At 42.6% G+C, this 25,972-nt stretch carries 23 protein-coding genes; 12 read left to right on the top strand and 11 right to left on the bottom strand.

Annotated elements, in window-relative coordinates:
* Nucleotides 1-24: 24 nt before the first annotated feature.
* Nucleotides 25-660: an LON peptidase substrate-binding domain-containing protein gene (locus tag ACHUFW_RS20050; RefSeq protein WP_394205661.1), complete on the bottom strand. Its 636-nt coding sequence runs from the start codon at nucleotides 658-660 to the stop codon at nucleotides 25-27.
* Nucleotides 661-808: 148 nt separating this feature from the next.
* Here ACHUFW_RS20050 and ACHUFW_RS20045 point away from each other — a divergent pair, with 148 nt between their 5' ends.
* Together ACHUFW_RS20045 and ACHUFW_RS20040 are read left to right on the top strand one after the other, a co-directional pair.
* Nucleotides 809-1,630 (top strand): phytochelatin synthase family protein, encoded by an 822-nt coding sequence (locus ACHUFW_RS20045; protein ID WP_394205660.1) that lies wholly within the window; start codon nucleotides 809-811, stop codon nucleotides 1,628-1,630.
* 514 nt (nucleotides 1,631-2,144) lie between these two features.
* Complete coding sequence (locus ACHUFW_RS20040) at nucleotides 2,145-3,743, top strand: HD domain-containing phosphohydrolase (protein WP_394205659.1); 1,599 nt, start codon at nucleotides 2,145-2,147, stop codon at nucleotides 3,741-3,743.
* Nucleotides 3,744-3,811: 68 nt separating this feature from the next.
* Here ACHUFW_RS20040 and ACHUFW_RS20035 read toward each other — a convergent pair whose 3' ends face one another.
* Nucleotides 3,812-4,039 carry a cytochrome c3 family protein gene (locus tag ACHUFW_RS20035; RefSeq protein ID WP_394205658.1) on the bottom strand — a complete coding sequence of 76 codons (228 nt, stop codon included), beginning with the start codon at nucleotides 4,037-4,039 and terminating at the stop codon, nucleotides 3,812-3,814.
* Between the two features lie 442 nt (nucleotides 4,040-4,481).
* Between ACHUFW_RS20035 and ACHUFW_RS20030 the strand changes: the two genes are divergently transcribed.
* Nucleotides 4,482-6,659, top strand: coding sequence for a sensor domain-containing diguanylate cyclase (locus ACHUFW_RS20030; protein WP_394205656.1), 2,178 nt, complete (start codon nucleotides 4,482-4,484; stop codon nucleotides 6,657-6,659).
* Here ACHUFW_RS20030 and ACHUFW_RS20025 read toward each other — a convergent pair.
* The gene (locus tag ACHUFW_RS20025) at nucleotides 6,651-8,135 is read right to left on the bottom strand and encodes an alpha/beta hydrolase (protein WP_394205654.1); all 1,485 of its coding nucleotides are present in this window, start codon (nucleotides 8,133-8,135) and stop codon (nucleotides 6,651-6,653) included. The two genes, ACHUFW_RS20030 and ACHUFW_RS20025, sit on opposite strands and share 9 nt — an antisense overlap.
* Before the next feature lie 220 nt (nucleotides 8,136-8,355).
* On the opposite strand from ACHUFW_RS20025, the gene ACHUFW_RS20020 reads away from it, so the two are divergent.
* Complete coding sequence (locus tag ACHUFW_RS20020) at nucleotides 8,356-8,805, top strand: DUF6942 family protein (RefSeq protein ID WP_394205652.1); 450 nt, start codon at nucleotides 8,356-8,358, stop codon at nucleotides 8,803-8,805.
* On the opposite strand, the gene nadE is transcribed toward ACHUFW_RS20020, so the two are convergent.
* Complete coding sequence (gene nadE, locus ACHUFW_RS20015) at nucleotides 8,783-9,613, bottom strand: ammonia-dependent NAD(+) synthetase (RefSeq protein WP_394205650.1); 831 nt, start codon at nucleotides 9,611-9,613, stop codon at nucleotides 8,783-8,785. The two genes, ACHUFW_RS20020 and nadE, sit on opposite strands and share 23 nt — an antisense overlap.
* Nucleotides 9,614-9,933: 320 nt before the next feature.
* Between nadE and ACHUFW_RS20010 the strand changes: the two genes are divergently transcribed.
* Nucleotides 9,934-10,593: a LysE family translocator gene (locus tag ACHUFW_RS20010; RefSeq protein WP_394205648.1), complete on the top strand. Its 660-nt coding sequence runs from the start codon at nucleotides 9,934-9,936 to the stop codon at nucleotides 10,591-10,593.
* A gap of 14 nt (nucleotides 10,594-10,607) precedes the next feature.
* Here the strand turns inward: ACHUFW_RS20010 and ACHUFW_RS20005 are convergent, their stop codons facing one another.
* The 4 genes from ACHUFW_RS20005 to ACHUFW_RS19990 all read right to left on the bottom strand — a co-directional run bounded on the left by ACHUFW_RS20005 (nucleotide 10,608) and on the right by ACHUFW_RS19990 (nucleotide 16,331).
* Nucleotides 10,608-11,861 (bottom strand): magnesium transporter, encoded by a 1,254-nt coding sequence (locus tag ACHUFW_RS20005; protein ID WP_394205646.1) that lies wholly within the window; start codon nucleotides 11,859-11,861, stop codon nucleotides 10,608-10,610.
* Nucleotides 11,862-12,285: 424 nt separating this feature from the next.
* Complete coding sequence (locus ACHUFW_RS20000; RefSeq protein ID WP_394205645.1) at nucleotides 12,286-13,215, bottom strand: M14 family metallopeptidase; 930 nt, start codon at nucleotides 13,213-13,215, stop codon at nucleotides 12,286-12,288.
* A 131-nt stretch (nucleotides 13,216-13,346) separates the two neighbouring features.
* On the bottom strand, nucleotides 13,347-14,702 hold the full coding sequence (locus tag ACHUFW_RS19995) for a sigma-54-dependent transcriptional regulator (protein WP_394205643.1): 1,356 nt from the start codon (nucleotides 14,700-14,702) through the stop codon (nucleotides 13,347-13,349).
* 12 nt (nucleotides 14,703-14,714) lie between these two features.
* The gene (locus tag ACHUFW_RS19990) at nucleotides 14,715-16,331 is read right to left on the bottom strand and encodes a sensor histidine kinase (RefSeq protein ID WP_394205642.1); all 1,617 of its coding nucleotides are present in this window, start codon (nucleotides 16,329-16,331) and stop codon (nucleotides 14,715-14,717) included.
* A 517-nt stretch (nucleotides 16,332-16,848) separates the two neighbouring features.
* Here ACHUFW_RS19990 and ACHUFW_RS19985 point away from each other — a divergent pair.
* From ACHUFW_RS19985 to ACHUFW_RS19970, 4 genes are all read left to right on the top strand, one after another.
* On the top strand, nucleotides 16,849-17,604 hold the full coding sequence (locus tag ACHUFW_RS19985) for a V-type ATP synthase subunit I domain-containing protein (RefSeq protein ID WP_394205640.1): 756 nt from the start codon (nucleotides 16,849-16,851) through the stop codon (nucleotides 17,602-17,604).
* A 159-nt stretch (nucleotides 17,605-17,763) separates the two neighbouring features.
* Nucleotides 17,764-18,114: a hypothetical protein gene (locus tag ACHUFW_RS19980; protein ID WP_394205638.1), complete on the top strand. Its 351-nt coding sequence runs from the start codon at nucleotides 17,764-17,766 to the stop codon at nucleotides 18,112-18,114.
* A 215-nt stretch (nucleotides 18,115-18,329) separates the two neighbouring features.
* The gene (locus ACHUFW_RS19975) at nucleotides 18,330-19,004 is read left to right on the top strand and encodes a response regulator (protein ID WP_394205704.1); all 675 of its coding nucleotides are present in this window, start codon (nucleotides 18,330-18,332) and stop codon (nucleotides 19,002-19,004) included.
* On the top strand, nucleotides 18,995-20,347 hold the full coding sequence (locus ACHUFW_RS19970) for an ATP-binding protein (RefSeq protein ID WP_394205636.1): 1,353 nt from the start codon (nucleotides 18,995-18,997) through the stop codon (nucleotides 20,345-20,347). The genes ACHUFW_RS19975 and ACHUFW_RS19970 overlap by 10 nt, the downstream gene beginning before the upstream one ends.
* Here ACHUFW_RS19970 and ACHUFW_RS19965 read toward each other — a convergent pair.
* Nucleotides 20,340-21,038 carry a 2OG-Fe(II) oxygenase gene (locus tag ACHUFW_RS19965; protein ID WP_394205634.1) on the bottom strand — a complete coding sequence of 233 codons (699 nt, stop codon included), beginning with the start codon at nucleotides 21,036-21,038 and terminating at the stop codon, nucleotides 20,340-20,342. The two genes, ACHUFW_RS19970 and ACHUFW_RS19965, sit on opposite strands and share 8 nt — an antisense overlap.
* A 116-nt stretch (nucleotides 21,039-21,154) precedes the next feature.
* Here ACHUFW_RS19965 and ACHUFW_RS19960 point away from each other — a divergent pair, with 116 nt between their 5' ends.
* Together ACHUFW_RS19960 and ACHUFW_RS19955 are read left to right on the top strand one after the other, a co-directional pair.
* Nucleotides 21,155-22,420 carry an HD-GYP domain-containing protein gene (locus ACHUFW_RS19960; RefSeq protein ID WP_394205633.1) on the top strand — a complete coding sequence of 422 codons (1,266 nt, stop codon included), beginning with the start codon at nucleotides 21,155-21,157 and terminating at the stop codon, nucleotides 22,418-22,420.
* 72 nt (nucleotides 22,421-22,492) lie between these two features.
* Nucleotides 22,493-22,807, top strand: a complete 315-nt coding sequence (locus tag ACHUFW_RS19955) for a DUF3135 domain-containing protein (RefSeq protein WP_394205631.1) — start codon at nucleotides 22,493-22,495, stop codon at nucleotides 22,805-22,807.
* Nucleotides 22,808-22,812: 5 nt separating this feature from the next.
* Here the strand turns inward: ACHUFW_RS19955 and corA are convergent, their stop codons facing one another.
* Both corA and ACHUFW_RS19945 read right to left on the bottom strand, forming a co-directional pair.
* The gene (gene corA, locus ACHUFW_RS19950) at nucleotides 22,813-23,760 is read right to left on the bottom strand and encodes a magnesium/cobalt transporter CorA (protein ID WP_394205629.1); all 948 of its coding nucleotides are present in this window, start codon (nucleotides 23,758-23,760) and stop codon (nucleotides 22,813-22,815) included.
* A gap of 121 nt (nucleotides 23,761-23,881) precedes the next feature.
* Nucleotides 23,882-24,247 (bottom strand): hypothetical protein, encoded by a 366-nt coding sequence (locus ACHUFW_RS19945; protein WP_394205627.1) that lies wholly within the window; start codon nucleotides 24,245-24,247, stop codon nucleotides 23,882-23,884.
* Between the two features lie 214 nt (nucleotides 24,248-24,461).
* Between ACHUFW_RS19945 and ACHUFW_RS19940 the strand changes: the two genes are divergently transcribed.
* Nucleotides 24,462-25,172, top strand: a complete 711-nt coding sequence (locus tag ACHUFW_RS19940; protein WP_394205625.1) for a YccT family protein — start codon at nucleotides 24,462-24,464, stop codon at nucleotides 25,170-25,172.
* The last annotated feature ends 800 nt before the right edge of the window (nucleotides 25,173-25,972 follow it).

The raw sequence follows: 25,972 nt of genomic DNA, 5'->3' as shown, positions 1-25,972 counted from the left end.
GTACGCAGCATCGGGTTAAAAGGATCAATTTTTATTGATTTGTCCAAAAATAACCGTTTGAAGAAAACAAACTAAATGTTCGAATTCTTGTTCACCTATGAACTTTTCCTTTTCAATCAAAGATAAAGGAATGATCTCTAGAATTCTAGCACAAACCCACAAAGGATCATCTAAACGCACTTTGCTGTACAAGCGCTTCAACTCAGGTTCACGTTGGTAAATTTCGGCAAGAAAAACCGCTAGCTCATCGGTAACTGACGAATGTTGCCGCGGTGACCAATGAGACAGATGATTAGCTGTTGCGCAAAGAAGCTGATTATCCAAGTACAAAAACTCGTCCAATTGCACCAATTTCAGCGCTTTAACATCTATCACTAACACATTGTCATCACCGGCGTGGAAATCAATAATTTCGACGTGGCAGCCCCAGTTAGGCACATTAAACTCTTGATTGGCATCAAATCGGGCAATAACAAACCCGCCATCTTGATAACTATCTTTCACCATTTGCAAATATTTTGGTTCAAATATGCGCAGTTGAGTAACGGCACCAGGTAACAAAAATAAAGGCAGAGGAAACACCTTAACCCGTTTACAAGTCGGCGTTTTAGTTTGGTGATACCCCGTAAGAGGCTTGTTTGATGTGTTTTCTACAACCACGAATTCTTCCTATTGCGACAGCTAAACAATCATACGTAATAGCAAAAACGACCGATCACCTAAGACACTAATCAAACTAACATTGATAGAGAAGCCTAGTAATAGATGATGCTTTACACTCCGCTGCAAATTGACATCAGGAGTCACTATGCATCACTTTGCTATCAGATTAAGACACACCATGCTCGCAATGCTAAAAGGACTGATCGTGGCACTACCGCTAATATTGCTTAACTCCGCAAATGCCAATACATTGATTGGATGGCAAAGCGAGCAAAGCCAGCAGCGGTTTCAAACAAGCCAATTTAAACAGGATTTTTTCCAGCTTACTCCCCACTTTGAAGGGCAAATAAACAAAGTTTTTTGTGGCGTAGCATCACTTACCATTGTGGCTAATGCACTAAACGTGACGCCATCAAATACCAGCTTGCCACTCAATCAGCTATCAGCTCAAGAGCCTCATTATCATCAACATACCTCCCCCAATTGGAGCCCTTTTTTTCATCGTTACAACCAAAAAAATCTGCTAAAAGCCGCACAATTTCCTGCAAGAGCTTTATTTGGTTACCCGGAAAAACAGCGTGCAGCAGGCCAACTAGGGCTAAACCTTGCAGAGTTGCAGCACATCGCGACACAATTACACTTAAACGTAAATAGCGTCACAGTCAGGCCTGAATCACAACAACGCCCACAGCAATATCAGCAATTAAAGCAACAGCTTATCGATACATTAGCTGCTACCGATCAATACGTCATCGTTAACTATGATCGCGCATCCCTTGAGCAACGTGGCGCAGGGCATTTTTCTCCCTTAGCTGCTTATGATAGCCACAGCGATAGTTTCCTAATCATGGATGTGTCCAATACCTACCAAACTTGGACATGGGTAACATCGCCGGCACTCTTTAATGCAATGGCAACCAAAGATGGTGACCATTACCGCGGTTTTCTAACTATTACCAGTGGTTAACTATAATCTTTAGTTAACCATAATCTTGCTTTGACCTATTTAAATAGAAGGTCAAAGCAGCTATTTTTGTATCTTTTGTATCTTTTTGTATCCACACCCATTATTAGCGTATGACGCTAAAGTTGTTATTTAATTGAGCGAAATTAACTAGACGACCAAACAAATAACCATCATTAATACCGGATTATCGGATTAATATAGCTTCAAACGAGGATGAAAAACTCTCAACTTCTAAGTTACTTATTTTTACAAATATTGCGGAAATACAGCACGTAAGGCTTTTCATGCTTTACTAATACAGTATTTAACTCTAACCAATGAAGCTTACGCAGCATATAAAGATAGGCTGTTGATTTTTACCAACACCAAGTGGTGATCAAATGCAGTAAATTTGAAGTTTTGACTCAATAGATCAGTTTTATTAACTGTTGCATAATAAAGCCATTACAATATATAAGGTCTTATAATAAAAATGACTCGCCTGCTGTTATATATTATCCCGTCGGCTATTTTAATGTTAGTTGTGATGGCATTTGTCACCTTAGATATCCATTATAAAAATAGCAATGCCCAGCTAGAAGCCAATAGTAAGCTGATGGCAAAGTCTCACGCCATCTCAAGTTTCGTTGCAACCCAAATGCGCCAAGACCAACAAGAGGTCAATTATTTAGCGAACCTGTATAGTACCCGCAATGCACTTGCGAGCAGCAACTATCGATATATAGAGGACATTTTCACCGAATTAATGGCCAGCAAGCCACGAATAGTCCAGGCGCGCTTGATAGATAATCAAGGTGTCGAATTATTTAAAATCGTTCAGCGCGGTGGCGAGCCACAGACGCTGTCAAAACAAGAGCTACAAGATAAGTCAGGGCATTTTTACTTTAAAGAGCTGACTAACCAGAGTGAGCACAAGCTGTATATGTCTAAAATCAGCCTTAACCGTGATTATGGCGTACTCGAGCTTCCCCACCGTCCAGTCGTGCGGATCGGTAAAGCTGTATTAGATGAAACAGGTAATAAGCTTGGCAGCATCATTTTAAATTATGATATCAATACCCTATTTAATGAACTAGATAAACTCGCCAAACCCAATATCAATGTCATCATTGTCGATAAACAATCACAATTTCTATTTCATCCCAATCAATCCGTCACCTTTTGTGAAGACTTAGGTTGTAATAGAAAATTTGATTTCAACAACTTTAAGATTGGTCAAAATGGCTTGATGTATTACGAAAATAAAATGGCGTTTTCCAATATTTTTAAACATGCGGATAATACGCACTATTTCGACCGTATCGTGCTGCAATATCAAGCAGAATATGCCCCGCAATTAACCACCTTACAAGCTGGCCATAACCTTTACTTAACCTCTAAGAAATGGTGGGGGTATTTAGTATTTGCATTAATGTTTTGCGTGCTTTTGAGTTTAGCGCTTTATAAAAACTATCAACGTATTCAATCGCAAATTCAAAAAATGAAAATGCACGCGGTGCTAGAAAAAGTGACTGAGCTTATCGAACGGTTGCATGAAGGCGATGACCCGGTCACTGGTAGCCATGTGCAACGTGTTAGCCATTTTTCAAAACTAATGGCTGAAAAAGCAAAATTGCCGAAAACGATCATTGAAGATATCCACCGATATGCCTCGCTACATGATCTGGGGAAAATCACCACCCCGGATGCCATATTAAGTAAACCCGGCAAGCTTGATCCACACGAGTGGGAAATCATGAAGCTCCATGTGGACAACGGCTATAACTTAATTCGCGAGTTTAATTTAAGTCCGGTAGCAGAGAACATTGTCTATTGCCATCATGAAAGGTGGGATGGTAAAGGTTACCCGCGAGGCCTTAAAGAAAATCAGATTCCAATTGAAGCACAGATTGTCAGTATTGTGGACTGCTTTGATGCCTTAATGTCTATCAGACCCTACAAACCAGCTTATGATTTCGAGAAGTCAGCGGCAATCATCAACGAGCTTAGTGGCAAAGCATTTAACCCTGAGCTTGTGGTCATTTTCAATCAACTCGCACACGAGTTTAGACATTGCCGAACTCAAATAGAAGACACCAGCGTAAAACAGTTATCACCAACGACATTGGCGTAAATATCCCACACACAAAAAAGCCAGCTAACGCTGGCTTTCAATCCTATGTAATACACAGGTAATAGAGATTACATCTCGTGGCAGTCAGCACACTCAGTGATCTTAAGATCTGGAGTATGTAGATCCATATCGATGTCGTGCGCATCTTCAATAGAGTGACAATCTACACAGTTAGCGATAGTCGCTTCTGACTCAACGTGCATATCTACGTCAATTTTCTCGTGACAATCAGTACAGTCAACTGCAACCGCTGAACCAGCGAAAACCAATGCCGCTACCATAGTTAAATATTTCATACATGCTCCTCATCAAGTGGGCTCAGGCCCTTTATTGATGTCATCTCACATCAATTTATGGAAACAATTAGAATGAGTCACTTCGAAAATAGAAGCACAACGACCTTAATCCAATGTTTCACTTATTAGTTAATTTTCCCTGCCTAACGTGCATTAAAAACCATGAAAATAATCAAGTTAGCATGGTATCCATTAGCAAGTTAAGGCTATTTTTAGGTACGTTCCTTAATTGAAGCTTAAGAATGTTATACTTGGTAGTAACTTGTCTAGTGGTTAACGTTTTATCCTTCGACGTTGTGAGCTACATCCAATTATCCCAAAGCTTCAATACACAAGAATACCATAGCATCAAAATAATAAATTAACATTTGCAACATTTTGTTTGAACAAGTCCTTATTTGCCGCTAGCATGATAACTAAGCAGAAACAAAGCAAAAATGTTATGCATGAAGCTCGATTAGCGCGGCTCAAGTTCACACTTTTACTAGGCCTGATAGGCTTGGTTATTAACCTCTATCCCCTACCATTATTTGGCAATGTCCAACTCATCATTGGTAATGCCGCTTATGTGATCGTCGCAATATTACTAGGGCCTTGGTACGCATTACTGTCCGCTATCATTAGCTCTATCGGACTCTTCATTGTCTGGCAAAGCTGGCATATTTTTGCGCTATTTACGGTACAGGCGTTATGGCTTGGATTTGCAAGAAAACGAGATATCTATTCTCTGTATGCTGATATTGCATTTTGGCTGTTGGTTGGAATGCCGCTATTTTACCTCTATGTCATCACTTTTTCTGGCATGCCAAGTAGCCACCTTACCTTTGTCACCTTAAAGCAGGCGATAAATGGTATTTTTTTCACCTCGCTAGGTTCGCTGCTGGTGACTTTTACCCCCAAACTTTGGCAGTGGCCTTACAAAATAGCGGACAAAAAACCACGTGCTTTTAACTCGCAACTAACCTATACATTTACACAAATTCTAACCATGGCACTCATTTGTTCCGCGCTCTTGTTTAACCACTATTTTATTGAAAATCAGCAGCAACACTTAAAACGTAACCTAGAAAATACCGCCACCCAAATAGGCATGGCAACCAACGAATATATTGCTAAGCACAAAACCGCCATCGATAATGCTGGCCGTTGGTTAAGCCTCTCGAATCATGAATTTCAGCATTGGCAAAACATGTTGTCACGTATGCATCAGAACTATCCGAGTTTCATCACCATGTTAATGGCTGATGAACTAGGTAATATTAGCGCAGCGAGCCCCATTTCACGCCTAGATAAGCAACAATTAGCACAAAAGTCGGTCAACATCGTCGATAGAGACTACTTTCAAGAGGCATTTTATAACCAAAAAACTTACGTCTCACCGGTATTTCTAGGGCGCGGTTTTGGTACCGACCCTATTGTTGCGATTAGTGCTCCTGTCTATGCCAATAGCCAGGTTATCGGCATAATCGAAGGCTCATTAAACTTAAATCACTTCAGCCAGTTTGACTTAAATAGCCATACCGATGACTTTATGATGGTGATTGTCGATGGTGATAATACGGTGATCTATGCTTCACCGGAGCTTAATATGGCGCCGTTATCACCGTTTAACTACAGCTTGAGCGGTGAAAATTACAAAACAATTCTGCAAATGATTAATTTTGGTGATGTCGATAACCAAAGTCCTGAGTTTGTCTTTACCCAATTTGCGATGAACAATCATTGGACGCTATATACGGTCAAACCCTTTTCCCCACTGCTTAAACTACTTGAGAATCAATATCTATCTACTTTTGCCATACTGTTAATTTCGTTAGTTGTGAATGTGGTTTTAATTCAAACCGTCAGCAGCCGTTTGACCAAACCACTTGAAATTATCGCCAAAAGATTTTCTGAGAAACAAACTAACTTTAAAGAAGAGACAAGCAATATTGATGCAGAAAGCCCGCTTGAAATTCAAGCTTTACACGCCAGCATCAAGAAAAGTAAACGCGAATTAATTAGCTATCAATTGGAACTGGAAGAGAAAGTCGCTATTCGCACTTTTGAGTTAGAAAACGCCAATAAAAAACTCAAAGCGTTGGCGGAACGCGATGAATTAACACAATTATTCAATCGGCGCTATGCCGAACAACAATTTAAACATATTCAGGAGATGTGTCAGCGCGGTGATGAAGCCATGACGATTGCCATGATAGACATAGATCATTTTAAAACGATTAATGATGAACATGGCCACTTAGTGGGAGACCAAGCTTTAAGGGTACTTGCCAAACACATGCTTGCCGCCTTCAAACGTGAAACCGACATTGTTTGTCGATATGGCGGTGAGGAATTTTTATTAATCCTGCCACTGTGTAATGTGCTGAAAGTTGAAGCCCATCTGAATGCTTTCCGCCAGCAAATTGCAGCCCTGCAGCTAGATTCACCCCAACACAACACCAAGTTTTCCATGACAATTAGCATTGGTGCCGTAATGGGCAATGCGAGTTTTTCAGGTAATTTAGATGACTGGTTTAAAATTGCTGACAATAACCTCTATCAAGCTAAAGGCAATGGCCGCGATCAGGTAATAACGTCGATAACTCCTGATGCTAAGATGATGGCATCTTCACATTGACCTATTACCAAAATACTGGTCGATACGCTCTATCATGTAAGGATAAAACGGGTTCCATTTTTGACGTAATATTTCATTGGCTGGCACACTTAATAGTCCACGCTCGCCGCGAGAGTCGGCCGCACCGATATGAACTCTTGGGTTATCCATCTCAGCACTAGGCCCATATAAGCTATCGGCCTCAGGTATTGGTAAGGCTACGTGAGATAGGGAATAAACCGAATCAGGCCAATACAAACCTAATGGCGTCACCACTTTCCCTTTTGGACCAAATCTAACCGATTCAACTTCATCTTGTGGCTTTATGCCTAATAGCGTTGTCAGCGATGGCTGTGGTTTGTTTTGCACTAAGGTAAAATCCACCGCAAAGGACTCACTATCAAGCAAACCGCGATAAGGTAAAAGCGGATCGTTTGGAATAAGCCCCATATTGATTTGAGTGCGGTTGATATCAAACATGACATATTCATGAGCTACCGTTTGCGGTAACCACTGGTAAAAATCATTAAGCACTGCCCCCGTTGATACCGTATCATCCACCAGCGATTGAAATGTTAATGTTGGTGGTAACTGAACAAGCTTATCTTGCGACATACTCATCAACATTTGACGATTACGCTGTGCTAATTGATAAACAACATCACCAGCATTAACTGCAAAAGACATATATTTAAACGGATCGTATTCCGTTTGAATGCTATTCCAAAGCAGCTTATCTAGGGACAAAAGCCGGCCAAGATTAGCTTGCCATTTAGCACCAGCCGCAACAGGTGGCAATCCTATTGCTGGTGAAATAAACACCATTGCTGAATAGGATGGCTGCTGATCACGACTAATGAGTGTCAATTCATGATTCAGTGCCAAGGCGGCCCCAGTAGAAAAGCCAATAACAAAAATCGGTTTACCATTAAGCTGTTCATTAAGGTGCTCTGTCGCTAAAGCCACAGCACTAGCGAGATCCTGCCAAGCTAAATTGACTAATCCTGACGGCAAGGTGCCATGACCCGGCAGTCGCAATCCGACAACATGAGCTTGAGAGCGAAAATGCTCAGCAAGGTGCGACATGGCATAGGGCGAGTCTGACATACCATGCAATAACAATACACCATATCGAGCTTGTGAATTTGGCCACTCAAAGCTGCGATTCCATGGCGTCTGCCAATGCTTGGGATCCGATAAACTCCCCCTCACATAACGAGTTATCGGCGAGTGCTCAGCTAAGGTGGTATGAGCATAAATCCGCTGTTCTACTTCGCTAAACAAACGCTGTTCATTAGCTAAATATTCATTGAAACTTGTAATGCCTTTGTCATGTTGAAATTGGTTTTCTAGCAAGGTGCTATGCCAAATATTTAAATCTGGCCTTGCATTAAGAAACATCACAGCGGTCACAATTAACGTTAACAGCCCACCAAGCGCTATATATATTGCCGCAACCAGCAAGTGTTTTGTTGAACCAATAACAAAGGTTTTCATTATTCACCACAATCGAATTTAACCGGGTTAGCCAAATCATCGAGCCAAACCGCTTATCACTTAGGCTCTTTTCGTTAAGCCTCTTGCTGGCCATCCAATCAATAAATACAGCTATTTTATAGAGTTAGTATGCCTACTAACCAACAAAGCCTCAAGCTGTGCTGGAGGAAATTTCCAGTACTGTTACCATAGCTAATACATTTCAAATTCATGGCTGCTTATGATTCTCGGTCCCACTTCCGCTACCACGATTTTCTATCTGCCCACAGCGCCAACATTATGTGCCTCATGGCATTACCGTAACGATGATGCCATTGACAAAATTGTGGCAGACAATGGTAACCATTGGCGAAAAATATTGGTGATCATGGCCAAATTAATGAGCCCGGATGATGATTGGCGCCAATATATGGCGTCTGAACTATTGAAGCGTCATGAAGCCATCGTGATTGACGCACAAGCACTAAGCGCTAATGCACACAGACATATCGTCTGTGGTCAAAAAATGTGGCAACAATTGCAGTTAGCCAACGATAACCCGGCGAAGGTAGCGGAAAGTCGCATCATCCAACTACCTTATTTAGACTATCGACAATGCCCTAATACACTCATTCAAGCGACACGAGAGCAGTATCTTTTGGCTGACATTAATCGTAAATCGTCGGAATAGCAGCCCGTTTGTGTTGAGTTCTCAAGTAAATAGCCGTCAGTTTATCTTCAACTTGCTGACTAACAGGTTTACCTTCAAGAAAGTCATCAATTTCATCATAGGTTAACCCAAGTGCGACTTCATCTGCTAACTGGGGTTGATCATCTTCGAGATCGGCTGTGGGCGCTTTAATTACCAACACTTCTGGAGCGCCTAAATAGCTAGCCAACTGTCTAACTTGACGCTTACTTAACCCAAATAGTGGCGCTAAATCACAAGCACCGTCACCCCATTTAGTATAAAAACCAGTAATATTCTCCGCACTGTGGTCAGTACCAACCACTAGGCCTCCAACCAAACCTGCAATTTCATATTGCGCAATCATACGCATTCTGGCTTTTACATTGCCTTTGTTGAAGTCTATTTTGCTTTGGCTTGGCAGCGTTAAGCCTGCAGCTTCCACCGCGGCGACTGTTTGTTGATGAATACCGTCAACGCCACTATGAACATTCACCGTTACCAACTTTGAGGGTGAGATAAACTGACAAGCCAGCTGCGCCTCATCCTCATCTTTTTGCACATCATAGGGTAACCTGACGGCAATAAACTGATAGTCAGCGGTGTTTAACTCAGCATTGAGTTCATCCACCGCTAGCTGACAAAGTTTACCCGTTAATGACGAGTCAACCCCGCCACTTATCCCTAACACTAGCGTGGTAGCGTGAGCATCTTTAAGTTTCGTTTTAATGAACGCAATACGACGTTGCACTTCGTAGTTAACCTCTATTGCAGGTTGAACTTTCATTTCACGAATGATTTGTCCTTTCACAAGCTCAGCTCCAAATTAAATAAATTAGCCCCAAAATAACGCTCACCATTATGTGACAGTTTGGCCAGAATTTCACGACCAAATTAGCAAGTTTTGCAGTTCGATTGCGCTAGAGTCTGTTGCCCTTGCATGGGGATTTTTGCTTTAGGTGCTGGAGGCACGGCTCGTTTAAAAGCACTTTACTCATTGTTGCCAGCGAGTTAATTTAGTTGACTAGACACTATTGCTAGAGCCTCGATTAAAGTGCGTTTATTAGAACAAGTTCTAAACGGACAATAGTCACAGACCCTAGCCTTCCCCCTTTGTAACTGAGTATCGAGATGGATTGGCAACTACTTTTATCTTTAGCAATTATTCACACTGTTGCCTTAATGAGCCCAGGCCCTGATTTTGCGTTAGTGGTCAAACTGGCGACTCAACAACGACGTCAAGTCGCCTTAGCTGGCGCTGCCGGTATTTCCTTAGCCATTCTGGTTCACTGTATTTTGAGCTTAACCGGTGTAAGCTTGGTCATCCAAAGCTCCAAGGTGTTATTTTTCTGCGTGCAATTGGCTGGTGCAAGTTACTTGGGCTGGATGGGACTCTCGGCAGTAAAAGCGGCGATAAACCATTGGCGAGACCGACAATATGCCGCCCAATTAACCCAAGCCCAGACCACCATGAGTTTAACTCAAGGCTTTATGCAAGGACTCTACACCAATCTGTTAAACCCTAAAGCGCTGGTGTTTTTTATCACCTTGTTTTCGGCCATGATCACCCCTCAAACTCAGCTCTTAACCAAAACCTCTGCCGCCATATTATTGCTGACATTATCTCTCATTTGGTTTTGTTGCATCGCCTTGTTTTTATCACGGCCGCGCATTCAACAAAAATTACTCAATGCCAGCGCGTTAATTAACTTAACCACTGGCACTTTGTTCATTATTGCAGCCACTGTGATATTGATATCACTTGCTGATACGCTGATATCAACCGCTTAATCAATCCAATGTGATTAAGATAGGAGTATTGACGTCGTCACGTAGAAATAAATCAATAAGCCAGTAATGTCGACCAGCGTAGTAATTGCTGGGCTGGCTACAACCGCTGGGTCCTGCTTTAGCACTCTAGCCAACAATGGCAGCGCTGCGCCAATCACCGTTGCGGATATCACTTGTAAAAACAAAGCTAAACCAATGGCAAAGGCAACCAATGAGAACGTTAAATTCTCAGGTAATTCGACACCATAAGACAACAAATACACTTTTGATGCGGTCAGTATCCCTAAACAGGCGCCGATAAACAGTGAGATGCGAAACTCTTTCCATAGCACTTGTAACCATTGCGACAGTTTAAGCTCGCCAAGTGCTAAAGCTCTAACAATCACAGTAGCCGCCTGACTCCCAGAATTGCCACCAGTATCCGCAACCATCGGCATGTACAATGCCAATATGGTCAGCGCCATAATCGCGTCATCATAGCTTTGAATTACCATTCCAGAAGAAATGCCGACAACCGCTAAGCCTAAAATCCAATAGATCCGCTTACTGATATGGGAAAACACTGAAGTGTCTAAATACGTTCCACCTAGCGCATCGGCCTGGATACCCATCATTTTTTCAACGTCTTCGGTTTGCTCTTTTTGCATAACCGTAATGGCCTGCTCACTGCTAAAAAAGCCTACTGGTCGGCCATAACTGTCAATCAATGGCAGACTATCGATAGCAGACTGATTCAATAAGCTGACAGCCTGTTCTTGATCGACACTGGCATGATACACCGGAACACGGTGCATTAAGCTTTTAATCGAACGATTTGCCGGCTGTGTAACTAGTTTTGCCAGCTCCAACACCCCAAGATATAAACCATCAGCATCAGTAATAAAACATGCCGAATGGCTATCCCCGTGGTTCCGTATTAGTGTAATAACATCTGCTACTTGCATACTTTCCACAAGGGGAACTGCCAGCGCACCGACCATTTGGGCAATAACAGGATCTGACTCCCCCAATACAATGGTTAAATCGGCGTATAAGTCATCAGCAATAGCTGCGCGTAACTGTTGTCGTTGTTTCGGCGACAATGGCGCAAGCAGCTCATAACACTTGGCTAAACCACAATTAGCTAAGTACGCTTTTTGCTGTGGTGCACTTAAACCGAGTAAATCAGTGGTCGTTAATGTTTTGACCTCAGTCTTTTGCACATTCTGTGACTGAGCTGTATGCGTGACGGATATGCCTTGTCCACAAGGCACAACGATGTTGGACATGGTTGTCCTCCCGTAATTTAAGAGTTCGGATAGCTAGGCGTCTTGGGCACGGGAGAAGCGATTAAAGAAAAATAGCGCTAGCTGAAATGAATTAGTCTCTCAACTTCTCCAGGCCGCATATACTAGGAGGGTTATCTGATTCCATCTTATGCTCCGGTCTGAAGTAAAAAAATAACAGCGACAAACCATTTAGTGCCTTGCAAAAGCCACTAAAGCTTGCCAGTTGTGTGTTGCCGCGCATTATAGGTAAGCGAACATTGAAGTCAATTAACAACTTGAATTATCTGGATAAATAACATACATAACGCATCGCCATAACCAGATATAAACATTAACCACAGAAGTGTTAATACCTTAATCGGACTGTTGCAGATCATTATGATCGGCAACAGTCACTGAGATGTTGGGTGTCGGGTGGTGGGCGTTACGCTTGCTGCTTAATGATAAAGTCTAGACCTGCAGTAATCGCTTTGACTTGAGCTTGAATACAGTTTTCATCATCCACCAAAGGACTATCAGGATAGACCTCTGTTGTGGTGTTGTATTTTGCATCCGAAAAGCCAGTACACAAATTCAGCGCCTTGGTGGCATAGTTAATCACCCCAAACTGGCTTATCGGAACACCAATTAATTGGCCATTGTTGTCTGCCGGTGCAATATGGGTAACGCCAGAAACAGCTTCAATGATGGCATGTTGAAACTCATCACATGGGTTTTCTGAATCCCCCACTAAATAGAAACCATCAGGAATATTCCAGTTGGTATGCTCTACCGCATCTCTCGCCGCTAACGCTGGGCGAAACTCACTATTATCGGTGTCGGTTGTCTCATGCAGATCGATATGGGCAATTAGCTGCACATTAAGCTTCGCAACCATGGCCATTAGTGCAGCAGATTCTGGTGCTGGGCTATCAGGCATAAAAGAGCGATTAGGATCAATTGCATCTGGGTTCCAGCGATTAATCGTTTCATAACCCCAAGGGCTCACGCACGGTGCAACAACAAAATTGAATTGAGGATAGGCAGCAATTTGGGTTTGTAAAAATCGCAGCGCGCCCTGTACGCCACTGGTTTCATAACCGTGCACACCACCGGTGACTAGCACAGTGGGCTTAGAGTCATCCCAGTGGCTATTTTTCACAACATACAATGGATAGGTTTGTTGCGGGTAAGCTAACTGCCCATATTGACTCACCGTTAGCTCTGCTGGTAGCGCATCAAGCTTTGCCACCACCTCTTGGACATAGCTACGCTGAATATTTTGTTGACTCAACCACAACTTACGCTCGGTATCGCCCCATTTTTTGCCCTGCTCGCCAATTCCATAAACAGATTTTTGCGTGTCTAACGTCATTGCCTTTCCACTTTTATTTGTTTTGACGCAGAGTAAAAAAAGCCATCACTATTTGCAATATAAAATATTTCATCGGTTGCCGACGATACCACGGCCAGTGGAGCTTTTGCAGCTCAAAAGAGCATCATCGTTTAGACCAGCTGATATTTCTCTAGTCTGTATAAAAACGCTTTATAACTTAGACCAAGAAACTTAGCAGCTTTAGTCCGATTACCTTGGTGACGATCCATGGCTTGTTGCAAACACAGCTTTTCAAAGTTTTCCCACTCTATTCCTGATTCAGGCAATTGAAACTCAGAAGTTGACAAGGTGGTGGTACTAAGCGCTAACTCATTAAGCATTTCCTCCTCATCGGCCAACAACACAAATCGTTCAATACGATTAGCAAGCTCGCGCACATTGCCAGGCCAAGGGTGATCAAGTAACACTTTTAGCGCTTGAGTTGATAATTTAGGGGGCTCTACGGCGTATTGTTTTGCATGTAAGTTTAAAAAGTGCTCCACTAAGCGGCCAATATCTTCACGCCGCTCTCGCAGTGACGGCATCTGGATCGGAACCACATTGAGACGGTAGTAGAGATCTTCCCTAAAACGGCCCGCTGCCACTTCAGCTTGTAAATCTCTATGGGTCGCAGCAATCACTCGCACATCAAGTTGCATTTCACTGTTTTGACCAACGCGGGAAATGACCCCCTCTTGAAGAAAACGCAATAGTTTCGTCTGCTGAAGTAACGGTAATTCACCAATTTCGTCCAAAAACAGCGTACCACCGTCGGCAGCTTCGATTTTACCGATTTTCAAGGTATTTGCGCCGGTGTAAGCCCCCTTCTCAGCACCAAACAGCTCAGCTTCTGCTAATGACTCTGGAATCGCACCACAATTGATGGTGATAAAGGGTTTATTATGCCTGTCTGACAATTGATAAAGCGCTCTTGCTGCAAGCTCTTTACCTGTACCACTTTCACCGCCAATCAAAACCGTTGCATCCGTGGCACTGATTTTTTGCACACGAGTGTATACCTTTTGCATACAGGGTGCTTTGCCCACTAACCCGACAAGCTGTTGCTGCTCTGAAAGTGCTGATGTGAGTTGACGGTTTTGCTGCTTTAGTTGGGTAGATTTAGCCACTTTATCAATCGCCAACAACAGGGTCTGGCGCTGGTATGGCTTGGCCAAATAGTCATCTGCACCGGCCTGCATTGCATCCACAGCATGGGTAATCGTCCCATAAGCAGTAGCGATAATAAACCCGATATCTGGATGATGCTGACGCACATAACGCAGCAGATCCATACCGGTTAATTGCCCTAATTTCCAATCGGAAAAAATCAAATCCGGCGTTTGCGATTTTAGGTAAACAATCGCCTCTTCTACACTTTCAGCACTGGCGACGCGGTGATGATTAGCTTCGAGCATTTGTACGATTAGTTTTCGTTGCTCGGGTTCATCTTCCACCACTAAAATCGTTATCTGATTTTGCTCTGTCATGCATACTTCCTTTTAAGCGTCTATTGGCGCACTGTCATTGGGCAAATTAAAACAAATTCTCGCTATCGTGCCGCCATCTTGGTGATCACTCAGTGACATACTGCCATGGTAGTGACCTTGCAAGAGTCGCTGTGCAATATATAAGCCCATCCCGGTCCCTTCGGCTTTTGATGTAACATGGGGCTGGAATAATCGAGCTTTTATCTCATCAGCAATACCTTTACCGGTATCCACCACCTCGATAACTTGTTGGTTATGAGTTTGAGAAATTGATACAGATACCTCTCCTCCTTCGTCAGAGGCTTCCACAGCATTAATCAATACGGCATGAACAATACTACGAAGCTCAGACTCTGCTCCCATTATAGGGCGTAACATAAGTTGTTCGTCAGACGTGAACATGATCTGCACTTTAGCGCCATTTACCGCAAGCTCTAACATTATATCCTGTATGATTGCCACGATAGGCACTGGTGTGTCGCGGCGAACTTGGCTACTAGATAAGGTCAACAAAGACTGAATACTCTTATCCATCAAGGTGATTTTCTGCTGAATTTGCGCCAGCATCGTTTGTGCTTGTTGAGCATTTTCAGCTTGTGCTGCGGCTTCAGACAGCAAACCGACCGTATGCAGAGGATTGCGTAAGCTATGGGCGATGCCGCGAGTCACCTCTCCGAGCTCCGCCAATTGTTTTTGTTGGCTCATCAATTGCTCTTTTTCACTCAACCTAGCCAACTGCTTACTCATACTATTAAAACCTTGCAAGATAGACTTTAACTCCTTCACCCCTTGCTCTTTGACTTGAAAACCGAGTTCACCTTGACCCAATTTTTGATGACCATTGGCCAATTGACTGAGGGGTTGGCTAATAAAGTGACTTAGCCAATAGACCAAAATCAAAGCCAATATTGAAGTGATCGCAATCATCAATAGCATAATATTTGTCAGTTCATCCAGCTGCTGCGTAGTCCCGGAATTGGGAACCGAAATGGCTCGCGATATGTTAATTTGCGAGGGGCCATTCGGATCTGGCAAGGTGATCACCTCAACATTACCACTAGTTAACCATGACTCAGCGTCTAAGTGCACTTCACTTAGTGCTTGATTTAATCTGTCTTGATAGGCTTCTGCAGCTTCCCGTTTCGCTTCGGCAATTTGCAGTTGCTGATCTTGCATTAAGGCATGCTCATAGGCAGAAATTTGTTTTAGATGCTGTTTTAGTCGGCGCTCTTTTTGCACTAATTGCTGCTTTACTTCTTTCTCTTCTTGTACCGTTTTAGTTTCAAGTCGTTGAAACTCTAGCGCAGATATCTGCCTGCTTATCTCGCCCACCTCACGGCTTAATTGTGAAATTTCCACATTAAAATCATTGTGTAACTCGGCAATTTCTTGCTGAATTTCCTCCTCAACCGCTTGTTCATCAAACTCATTAAACTCAACCACAAGCTCTTGTTGACTGGCAACGTTATCAATCAACACCTTAACTAGATTTTTTGACAAGACTTCAGATTGACTGCTTAATTCTGACTGTAATTGATCTTTAAAGTAGTGGGTAACAAGAAACTGACTGACTCCCAGTACAATGATAAGCGTGCCAAAAAGCACAAAAAGATAGCGTTTAATCGACATAATTTTCCTTATCTAGCCGCATTAGATTGATTCAAATCTGAGGCAGTTAAAAAGCTGAGAATTCCTGCAGTGTTGGCATCTATTATCCATGCTCGCTATTTGGCAGCTCCCAGCATAGCAATCTATACAACTAAGATGCTTTTAGCACTTAGTTTGTGTATGGCTCCATGGACAAGTTCTCACGCAAATAAATTCAGTGATGCATTGCAAAAGCTCACATAGCAAATGCAAACTTGATACAAAATTCGTACCAAACATTTTCCCTGTCGATTTAGTCATTTAGTTAATGCGACCGATGAAAGTTTCCTCATATAAGGAAACATCAACCTGATATCCGGCATCTTGCGATCCCTGAAACTAAACCTTATGGCAACAAAATCTCATAATTCTTTGTTTTATAATGCAATTCTATTTATGGCACACAATTCGCTAATCCATAAGTGATTTCTGATTAATGAAATCAAACCAATACATACCATGTTAACTTTCAAAAATTATCGATTGAAAAGGATGCCATATGAAATTCTGTTATCTTCTTGCCGTGACCGGTCTTATTTGCAGCGCTGTTGCCACTCAACACCTACAGGCAGCACCAACACAATTGCAGCAAGCGGAAGTCCATGACAAAGTCATCACTAAAATTCATCAAGATGAAAATGAGCTCATCAATGTGAACGTTGACATAAATGGTGACCGCCAGCAATACACCTTTACGCCAGACGAAGTCAAAGACACTCAAGGTTTAAAAGAGAAACTGGCACACCTAGACGAAAAGCAGCAAAAAGCACTGATAAAGACATTGCAAAAAATACCTAGCCTTGGCCAATATAAACATCTAATTAGCAAATCAGAACTCTCACCAGAAATGCAACAAAAGCTCGCCGACCTCAAGCAACAAATGGCCAGTAAAGAAGAGCAAATCGCGGTGATCGTTAAACAATTTGAAACCGACGCCAAAGCATTAGAAGGTCATACTGCCGCAATGGAGCAAAAAGCGCGTGAGATAGAAATTTACTTTGACCAGCACGGTGATGAAATGCATCAACAAATTGATGTTATCGCTGACGAAATAACTACGTTAGCCGAACAAATTGTTGAAATAGAAATCGGTGATTTGGATATTGACCTGGACAACCTTCAAGGCGAACAAGTATTTGTGTTTCGCAGCCACGATGAAAAACTCGATGAACAGCAACTATCCAACATCATAGAACATGCAGATATTTCCGAGCAAAAGAAACAGCAAATTCTGCAACTTTTGCAAAACCACTAACAGCGAGCTCGCCTTACCTACCCTATCGTGAGTAGGTAAGGTCATCTGACTCCCTAAATACGCCATTTAAACGTAAATTTCGTGAAACTGTGAACAAGCCTATAGCATGCACCTTTAAGATTAAGTAGGCTCTCTATACCAATAGATGGGGGGCATTTTATGTGGTGGCGTACACTGATTATTTTTTTAGCATTTGTTTTAATTGGCGCGCATTTCATGCGTTTTGGTAATAACTTAGTGGCTGTGTGCTTTGCTATCGCTCCACTATTGTTACTCATCAAACACAAACTGATTAATCACCTTTTAAGTATTGTTCTAGTTATCTGTGCTTTTGCTGTTTGGGGACTGAGTGGCTACGACTACGTACAAATGCGTATCGCGATGGATGCACCTTGGATGAGATTAGCGGCAATTATGACTGCTGTAGCAGTGTTTACCTTGCTAGCCGCCAACTGCTCCCAGGGTATCGCTAAGCTCAGAGCCAAGCGCAGCGCTACATTATTGAATTAACGGCAAGATCAACCCGCTCATAAATAATCACCAATTGCAGTGACTCACCACTGTAATTGGCTACCTGTATCTACCTTTCCAAATTTTGTTGCTAATGATTCAGCCAAGATTAAGTTTTGTTTAGTTACTATTTTGCTATTAAACAAATCAATCTCAGTTGGCAACGTTTAGATAACTAGCTAAACTGAACAAAATAATTTTGTAGGCAATAAATGATGAGAATTCTGGTAGTTGAAGATGATCCAATCCTTTCACACCACTTAAAAGTGCAGCTCTCAGAGCTAGGAAATCAGGTTCAAGTTGCACTGACCGCCAAAGAAGGCTTCTATCAAGCAACCAATTACCCCATTGATATTGCCATTGTTGATTTAGGTTTACCCGATGAGGACGGCATTAGCTTAATTCAAAACCTACGTAATGATGGCCTCAAAGTTCCCATTTTAATTTTGACCGCCCGAGTTAATTGGCAGGATAAAGTAGAAGGCCTTAATGCCGGTGCAGATGACTACCTAGTTAAACCATTCCAAAAAGAAGAGTTGGTTGCCAGACTAGACGCCCTCGTAAGACGAAGTGCCGGCTTTGTAAAACCACAAATTACCAGCGGACCGTTGGAGCTTGATCTTGCGGCCAAGCAAGTGTCATTAGACGGCCAACCGATGGAGGTGACCGCTTTTGAATACTTGATTCTTGAATATCTCATGCGTCACTGCCATGAGGTGGTCGCCAAGCAACGTTTGTTAGATGTGATTTATGGTGATAAAGAAGGCGACCCAAATACCATTGAAGTGATGGTGAGCCGACTACGTAAAAAGCTTACCAAAGGTGGCTTAGAAAACCCAATAGCCACCATCCGTGGCCAAGGGTATAAGTTTAACTTGCCATGCAATTAAAATTTTTTAAACCCAAGAAACGTCTGCTGACGCGGATGTTTCTGACTTCCTTATCCATTATCGCCTTGGTCGGTTTTGGCCTTGCTTGGCTGGTCAATATTCTGCATGCACAGAATAACTATAACGAAGAAACCGCGCAGCTTATCGCTGAAATACCCAAAGTTGCAGCCGAGCTTCGTGAGCATGATTTAATTCCAGAAACCAGTTCCTGGTTAGATGACAACAATACTGAAGAGAAGTATGTCATTGCCAGTTGCGACGACAATTTTAATCAAGTGTGGACCTCATCATTAGCGGTCGATAAAGGGTTATTCGACACCTGTGAGCGATTTGATGCAATCCGTAATGACTCTCCACCCTATTATCTCAATCTTGCCGATGACAGAGGCTACTTTGTCTATTTATTAGCGGTAGAAATCGCCCATAACCAATACAACTTATTGGTGATGAAAGATGCTGAAAAGCTAGAGAAAGAGTTAGACAAATTTAGCAGACTCACCTATATCCGCCTAGCAATGGTTTTGGCATTAGCCCTAGTTCTGCTGATCAGTGCTGGCTATTGGGGAATGCGGCCACTTAACCGTATGCGCAATGAATTGCAAAATGTTAGCAGCGGTAAAACCAAATCTTTATCAGAGAATTACCCTGTTGAACTAGAAGGGGTGACCCAAGCACTTAACCAACTGCTAGTGCAATCTAGTGCCCAACAACAGCGTTACCAAAATGCCATGAATGACTTGGCCCATAGCCTAAAAACCCGTTTAGCAGCGGTGCATGCACTGACCGACGATCCCGAGCTCAGTCGCCAAGCTGCGAATGAAAAAATCATGGAACAGGTCAGCCAAATGGATCAACTGGTGAAATACCAGCTCAAACGGGCAATGCTTGGACGCAAAGGTCTTAAGCAGGAGCAGACACAAGTTGCACCACTTATCGAACAGCTTTCGTCGATGTTATTCAAAGTCTATCGAGACAAAACCGTTGAGTTTGAAGCGGATATTCCCAAGGAACATGTGTTTCCTGGCGACAAAGGTGATTTGATGGAGCTGTGCGGCAACTTAATGGAAAATGCCTTTAAGATGTGTATCAGCAAAGTGCGTGTTAGCGCGACCTACAATGACCATGGCGAGTTTGAACTCATCGTTGAAGATGATGGTCCAGGCGTCGATGAGAGTATTCGTAAAAAAATCATCGAACGTGGCGTTAGAGCCGACACCCAAAAAGCAGGTCAAGGTATCGGACTTGCGGTTTGCAACGAGATTGTATCCAGTTACAACGGTAAACTAACGATAGGCACCTCCACCTTAGAAGGCGCCTCTTTCAAAATTACCATTCCTATTTAGCGGGTTGTTGATACAACTGTTCTGCTCGATTAAACATGATCCAAGAAGTGGCAATATACTTATCGCCACTTCTTGGGGTATTCCCTCGGTGACTATGGGTGAATCCAGCAGGGGCAATGACCATGGTGCCTTTTTTAGGTGTTAATTTACGTTGCTGGTAATAGAACTCCGTTTCACCGCCCTCTTCCACATCATTGAGATAAAACATATACAACACGACTCGATGCAATGCTTCATTGTGACCCAGCTGGGGAAACTGTTCTGAGTGCCAATGGGGGTAGCCGCCCTCTCCCTGTAAATAATGCTGCACATTCACTGCGCCACTGCGATACAAATACTTCACTAGCGCTTCTGCTCGAGGTAAGCCTTCTTGTGCAAAATTATCTGGCGACAACGTCACTGGTTGACCGTCTGCTCCTGCAACTTGTACCGCCACTCCCCCCATTAATGCTAACGCGTATTTTGAAAAGTACTCTGTAGCATGACGTAAGGTATAACCCAACAACTCATCTCGAAGAGGTAATAACTCTTGATAACTGTCTAACATAATGTCAGTACTATGCTTTTTAGACTTATCAATACCGTGACCTGTATGACCTGGCTGTGCGCCTTGATGATTGTTCACCGTTTCCATGAGTCGATCACAGAGATCATCAGGTATCGCATTGGGATATACTTCAATAAAGTCCATTAGTCACTTCAATTTGTTTAATTTATAATCCTTCTATGCTGACATATCGGTTAAGTAATTGTAAAGCCAGTAAGTTCATATAGAATAGTGCTAACAAAAATGCAGACCTCGTATCTATGAAGAAAACCCGTAAAGTCATGGTTAATCAACTTCAAGTCGGTAACTTTGTTCGGTTACCTGTTTCTTGGAAAGATCACCCATTTCTATTCAGTTCATTCAGACTAAAGCAGCAAGCACAAATCGAGCTGATACGTAAGCTCGGCATTGAACATGTCTTTGTAGATATAGATAAAAGCGAAACTGACCCCTTAACACCTGAAGTCGCAAGCACTAAGCCACAACCTAAAATTGATACTGATTTGGCAAGCCTCAACGAAGAGATGCAAAAGTCAAAAACTGAAAAAATTGATCAGTTAAAGAAAATGCGTCGAGACCTTCAGAAAACTCAGCAAGAGTTCGATCGCTCTGTGGCGAAAATGCGTAACCTAGTCAATAAGCTCAGAAGCAGGCCACTAAACGCCGTAGAAGACGGTAAAGAGCTGATTCATGACATCAGCAACCAATTACTTAACAGTGACAATCTAGTGCTTCATCTCATGGATGAAGCAAAAAACGACGATGGCATCTATTACCACTCGCTTAATGTCTCTGTGCTATCAATGATTATGGCTAAAGAGCTTGGCTGGGAAAGAAACGAAATTGAGTTAGTGGGTTTAGGCGCCTTATTCCACGACACCGGTAAGCTAAAAATTCCAGCTCAACTTTTACGCAAGAAAACCCCATTAACCCCACCAGAAATTAACTTTTTAAAGCAGCATCCCATCATGGGGGCAGAGCTACTCAAACTCGCTGATAGCTTTCCAAAAGAGGCACAGTCAATAGTACTCAATCACCATGAATATCTTGATGGCTCTGGATACCCGAAAGGCCTTAAAAAAGAATCGCTTAGCAAATTGGATCAATTGGTTACCGCCATCAATTTGTACGACACACTTTGTCACCCAGAAGGGGCTTCTAAAGCAAAAACCCCCTACGCAGCTCTGGGCTTCATCTATAAAAATTATAAAGAAAAACTCAATCAAGAAGTCGTTGGCAAATTAATTAAGATGTTGGGGATCTATCCACCAGGTAGCATTGTCGAGCTGTCTTCTGGTCAATTCGCCATGGTAATGGCCGTTAACTTAGACAAAATTTTATTGCCTAGAATTATGGTCTATGACAATTTGGTGCCCAAAGAGCAGGCACCTATTGTCGACTTAGAAGATGAAAAGTTAACGATTGTGAAATGTATTCCGCCTGCCGCACTTCCAGAAAAAGTGATGCAATACCTAAATCCACGAGATAGAGTCAGCTACTTTTTCGGCTCAAACGGTAAAAAATAAGCCATAAACTTGCCCAATTACGATCCCTTGTCTAGGTTGAATCTATCAAGGTTCAACTCTCGGGGTGAGCAGATGACGCAACTTCCAGACTTCGATAGGTTATTATGGCTTGCAGAAAATGACCCTAACTACTTAGATCAGTTACAGAAAAGAATCTGTGAAGAAACAATTCAATCCTGTGATGAAGGCAATCGCGCGCAGCTGTTATCGACGCAGCATCACTTGGAACAGCAGTTAGCGCGGTGCAGCAACCCTTATCATCGTTGTAATACTGCAATCGCCGTAATGCATGAGAAGTTCTTGGTACTTAACGAAGCCATGACGGATCCACATGCATTTAGACAAAATAAAGCAACTGTTGTGCCTCTAGCTCAAAAGACACGCTAGCGCGCTTACAACCAGCCTTTTCTTCTAAAGAACAGATAAGTACTCGCAGCGCTACCTAACATCATTAATATCGCCATTGGATAGCCAAGTTGCCACTCTAATTCTGGCATGTTCGCAAAGTTCATGCCGTAAGCACTTGCAATGACTGTTGGTGGTAGGAAAATCACTGCGGCAACCGAAAAGATTTTGATAATTTTGTTCTGTTGTAGACCACTAAAACCCATCGCTGCATCCAGCAAGAAGTTTAACTTATCAAAAATGAACTGACTGTGGGGCATGAGCGAGTCGATATCCGACAACATTTCCCGCAAATCTTTAAAGTCATCTTCACTAAGCTCCTGACGATAATAGCGTTGCATATAGCGTAAAGACCGCTGTGTATCGAGCAAACTTAAACGGATCTTACCGTTTGAGTCTTCTTGCAAAGTAATCAGCTTAAAAACATCGTCTAGCTCATTATTATCGAATACTTGCTCACTAACCCCATCAACTACTGAATAAATATCCTCAATCAGATCTGAAAGGTAATCGACCTTTAGGTTAAACAAGGCCAGCAGTAAGCCTTGTGGCGTCGCACTTTCAATTCGACCTAAGCGTAAATAGTTACGCAGCAGACGAATAAGGCCAATATCATCTTCCCTTATCGTGACTAAGTAGTTGTTGCGTATGTTAAACGACACGTTGACGCTTTTTATATCTTGGCCTGCGCGCTGCGGAAACAAAGAGTTAATGTGCAAACCATCTTTATTTTGATAAAAACGCGCTGAGGCTTCAATCTCATTAATATCGTCTTCTTCAGGTACCTCTTCGACCGAGTAACGACTTAGCCATTCCCGCTCATCATCGTCGGGCTTATACAGGTCTAACCACAGCGTATTATCAGGAACCGTATCTTGGATCGCTAATTCGACAATAGACAGTTTTCGAGATTGGTATACATAAGCTGTGATCATGAAGCCTCCTGAAAAAACACCATGAGAAAAACACGCTTATCTCATGCGCAGGGAAAAAACCAAGCTATTCTACCTGATACACAAGTATTGAAAAGGTAAAACCCAGAATTAATGAGTAAAACTATTGTTGCGGTTGTTTTGAAATGACAATGCGCTCTTGGTTTGATAAGCGAATATTCAAGCCATCAACCGTCGTTATCTGATTATGGCCAATATCCTTTTTATGAACTTGATAAACCGTTTCATTAGCATCGAGTGGCGACACAATGGTGACATGCACAATCTGGTTCCCGTCTTGCCAATTCCAATACCAATAGCCGCCACTTGCGATAAGCGACAGCGCAATAATTGCAAATAACACGTAACGCATCATCATTCGTTGCCCTATATTGGCAGTTGACTGAGTCTGGTTATTTTCCTTTGGGCGACGAATATAAAAGAAAGCCCCGGCTATCACCAACAAAGTGACTAAAATCTTGGTTAACACATTGCGCCCTCATTATTTTTAGGTAGCCAGTATAGCCGTTTCAGTAACAAAAAACTGTTAATGATGTCCACCTATAAACAAACTAACCTCATAAAACTGATTTAGCGACAAATTAGGTAAATAATGCCTTGAATTAAGCCTAGATCACGCTCTGTAGTGGTAGCTTTGCCAAACAAATGCTATAAAAACTTAAGCTTCTTTTTGGGAACCGCCGATGATAAAAATTTCGCCCCTGTTTACGCATGCCTTAACAAGTGTCACCTGTTTCGCTAGTGTACTTTATAGTGCTAATACGCTGGCTTCAGTTGAAGTTAGCTTTCCAACTGACACTCAAGTGTTAGTTGCTAACGGTAAGGCAAATACCGCTACTACGCTCACGTTAGACAATGGTACGCAACAAATTTTATTCAAGCATGTTGATAGCTATCGTGACTTTGGAGATAAGAAACGCTTTATCTCAGAAGCCGTCATTTTAACCTTTGAAGCCAATGACAATAGCTACCAAGTTAGCTTACCCAATATTAACTCTAATCGAGGTGCGGATAACTTTAATCGCAGCCCAAGAGTAACATTGACTGATAGCGCCGGTGATAACGTTAAATTCAAGGTTGATATCTTGAAAAAAGACGGCCTACAACTAGGCCGAAACTATGTTGAAGAGTTAAATTTATATAATGGCTATGCGCCGCAACCCAAAGCGCCAGCTAGCCCACCTAAAGCCGCGATTGCTGCCGTCCCTGCGGTCGCACCAGAGTCAACGCCAGCAGCTAGCAGTAACGTGGCTAATACTTCGGTCATGGCTGTTAGCGAAGCGCCAGCAATCAACAATGAGCAGATCAATGTCGGTCAAATGCTCGACTTTTGGTATAGCCAAGCTGATGAAAAAACAAGAGAAGCATTTAAGCAACGTATAAAAGATAAATAGCCGCCAACAGGCTTTATCAGTTAAACCTCATTCGACGTTTAACTGTATGATTTAAAAATTTGGGGTTAGCTTAATTTTACTGAGCTACCCCACTCTCATACTGTCTCTAATTTCACTCGATAGCCAATACTTCATAATAGCCAATACTTCATAGATAAAAACACCGACGCCCTTAAAACAAACAGGTTCTAAACCAGTAACCCAAGCTAACCCTTTCAGTTCACGCAGCGAACACAAAGGCGCAAGAAGCTTGCAATGAATGTAACGCATTCAGGCGCTCAGTAGCTTAGTGACTTGTTACGAAGCTGGAGGCGAGGCACACGGCCTTTCCTTGGCATCCTTGACTTCCTTAACATCCAAGCCATCAAGGCATTTGTTAATCCTAAACATCAGAAGTGCCGAATGCCAGAAACGCAGGAGCAGTTTCTTGCCAAGTTTAGCGACCGGGTAACGTAGGGGGTAGGCATTGCACTCACGTGCTTAAGTGGATAAGCCACCTAATATAAATACTGGCACATTCGAGCCATTAGTTAGCCTATTTTACTACGCTCCAAATGCAAAAAAGCCACCTGCTCATACCAAATAAGAGTAGGTGGCTTCTTCACGACTCTTTACGAGTAAACTAGGCATCTGGATATGGCCAGCTTCGAGCATGAATCAACACTTCATGGGTTGACTCTAAGCCTGACATCAACATACATAACCAAATTATCAATCATAAAGGAAATGACCTACTCTCGTAGTTCGCGCAGCGAACACATGGGGGCGAAGAAGCTCTGCTATGAATGCAACGCATTCAG

Origin of the sequence: Shewanella waksmanii, from assembly GCF_043643685.1 — a bacterium.
GTDB classification, from domain to species: Bacteria; Pseudomonadota; Gammaproteobacteria; order Enterobacterales; family Shewanellaceae; genus Shewanella; species Shewanella waksmanii_A.
This window is presented reverse-complemented; position numbering and strand designations above follow the sequence as displayed.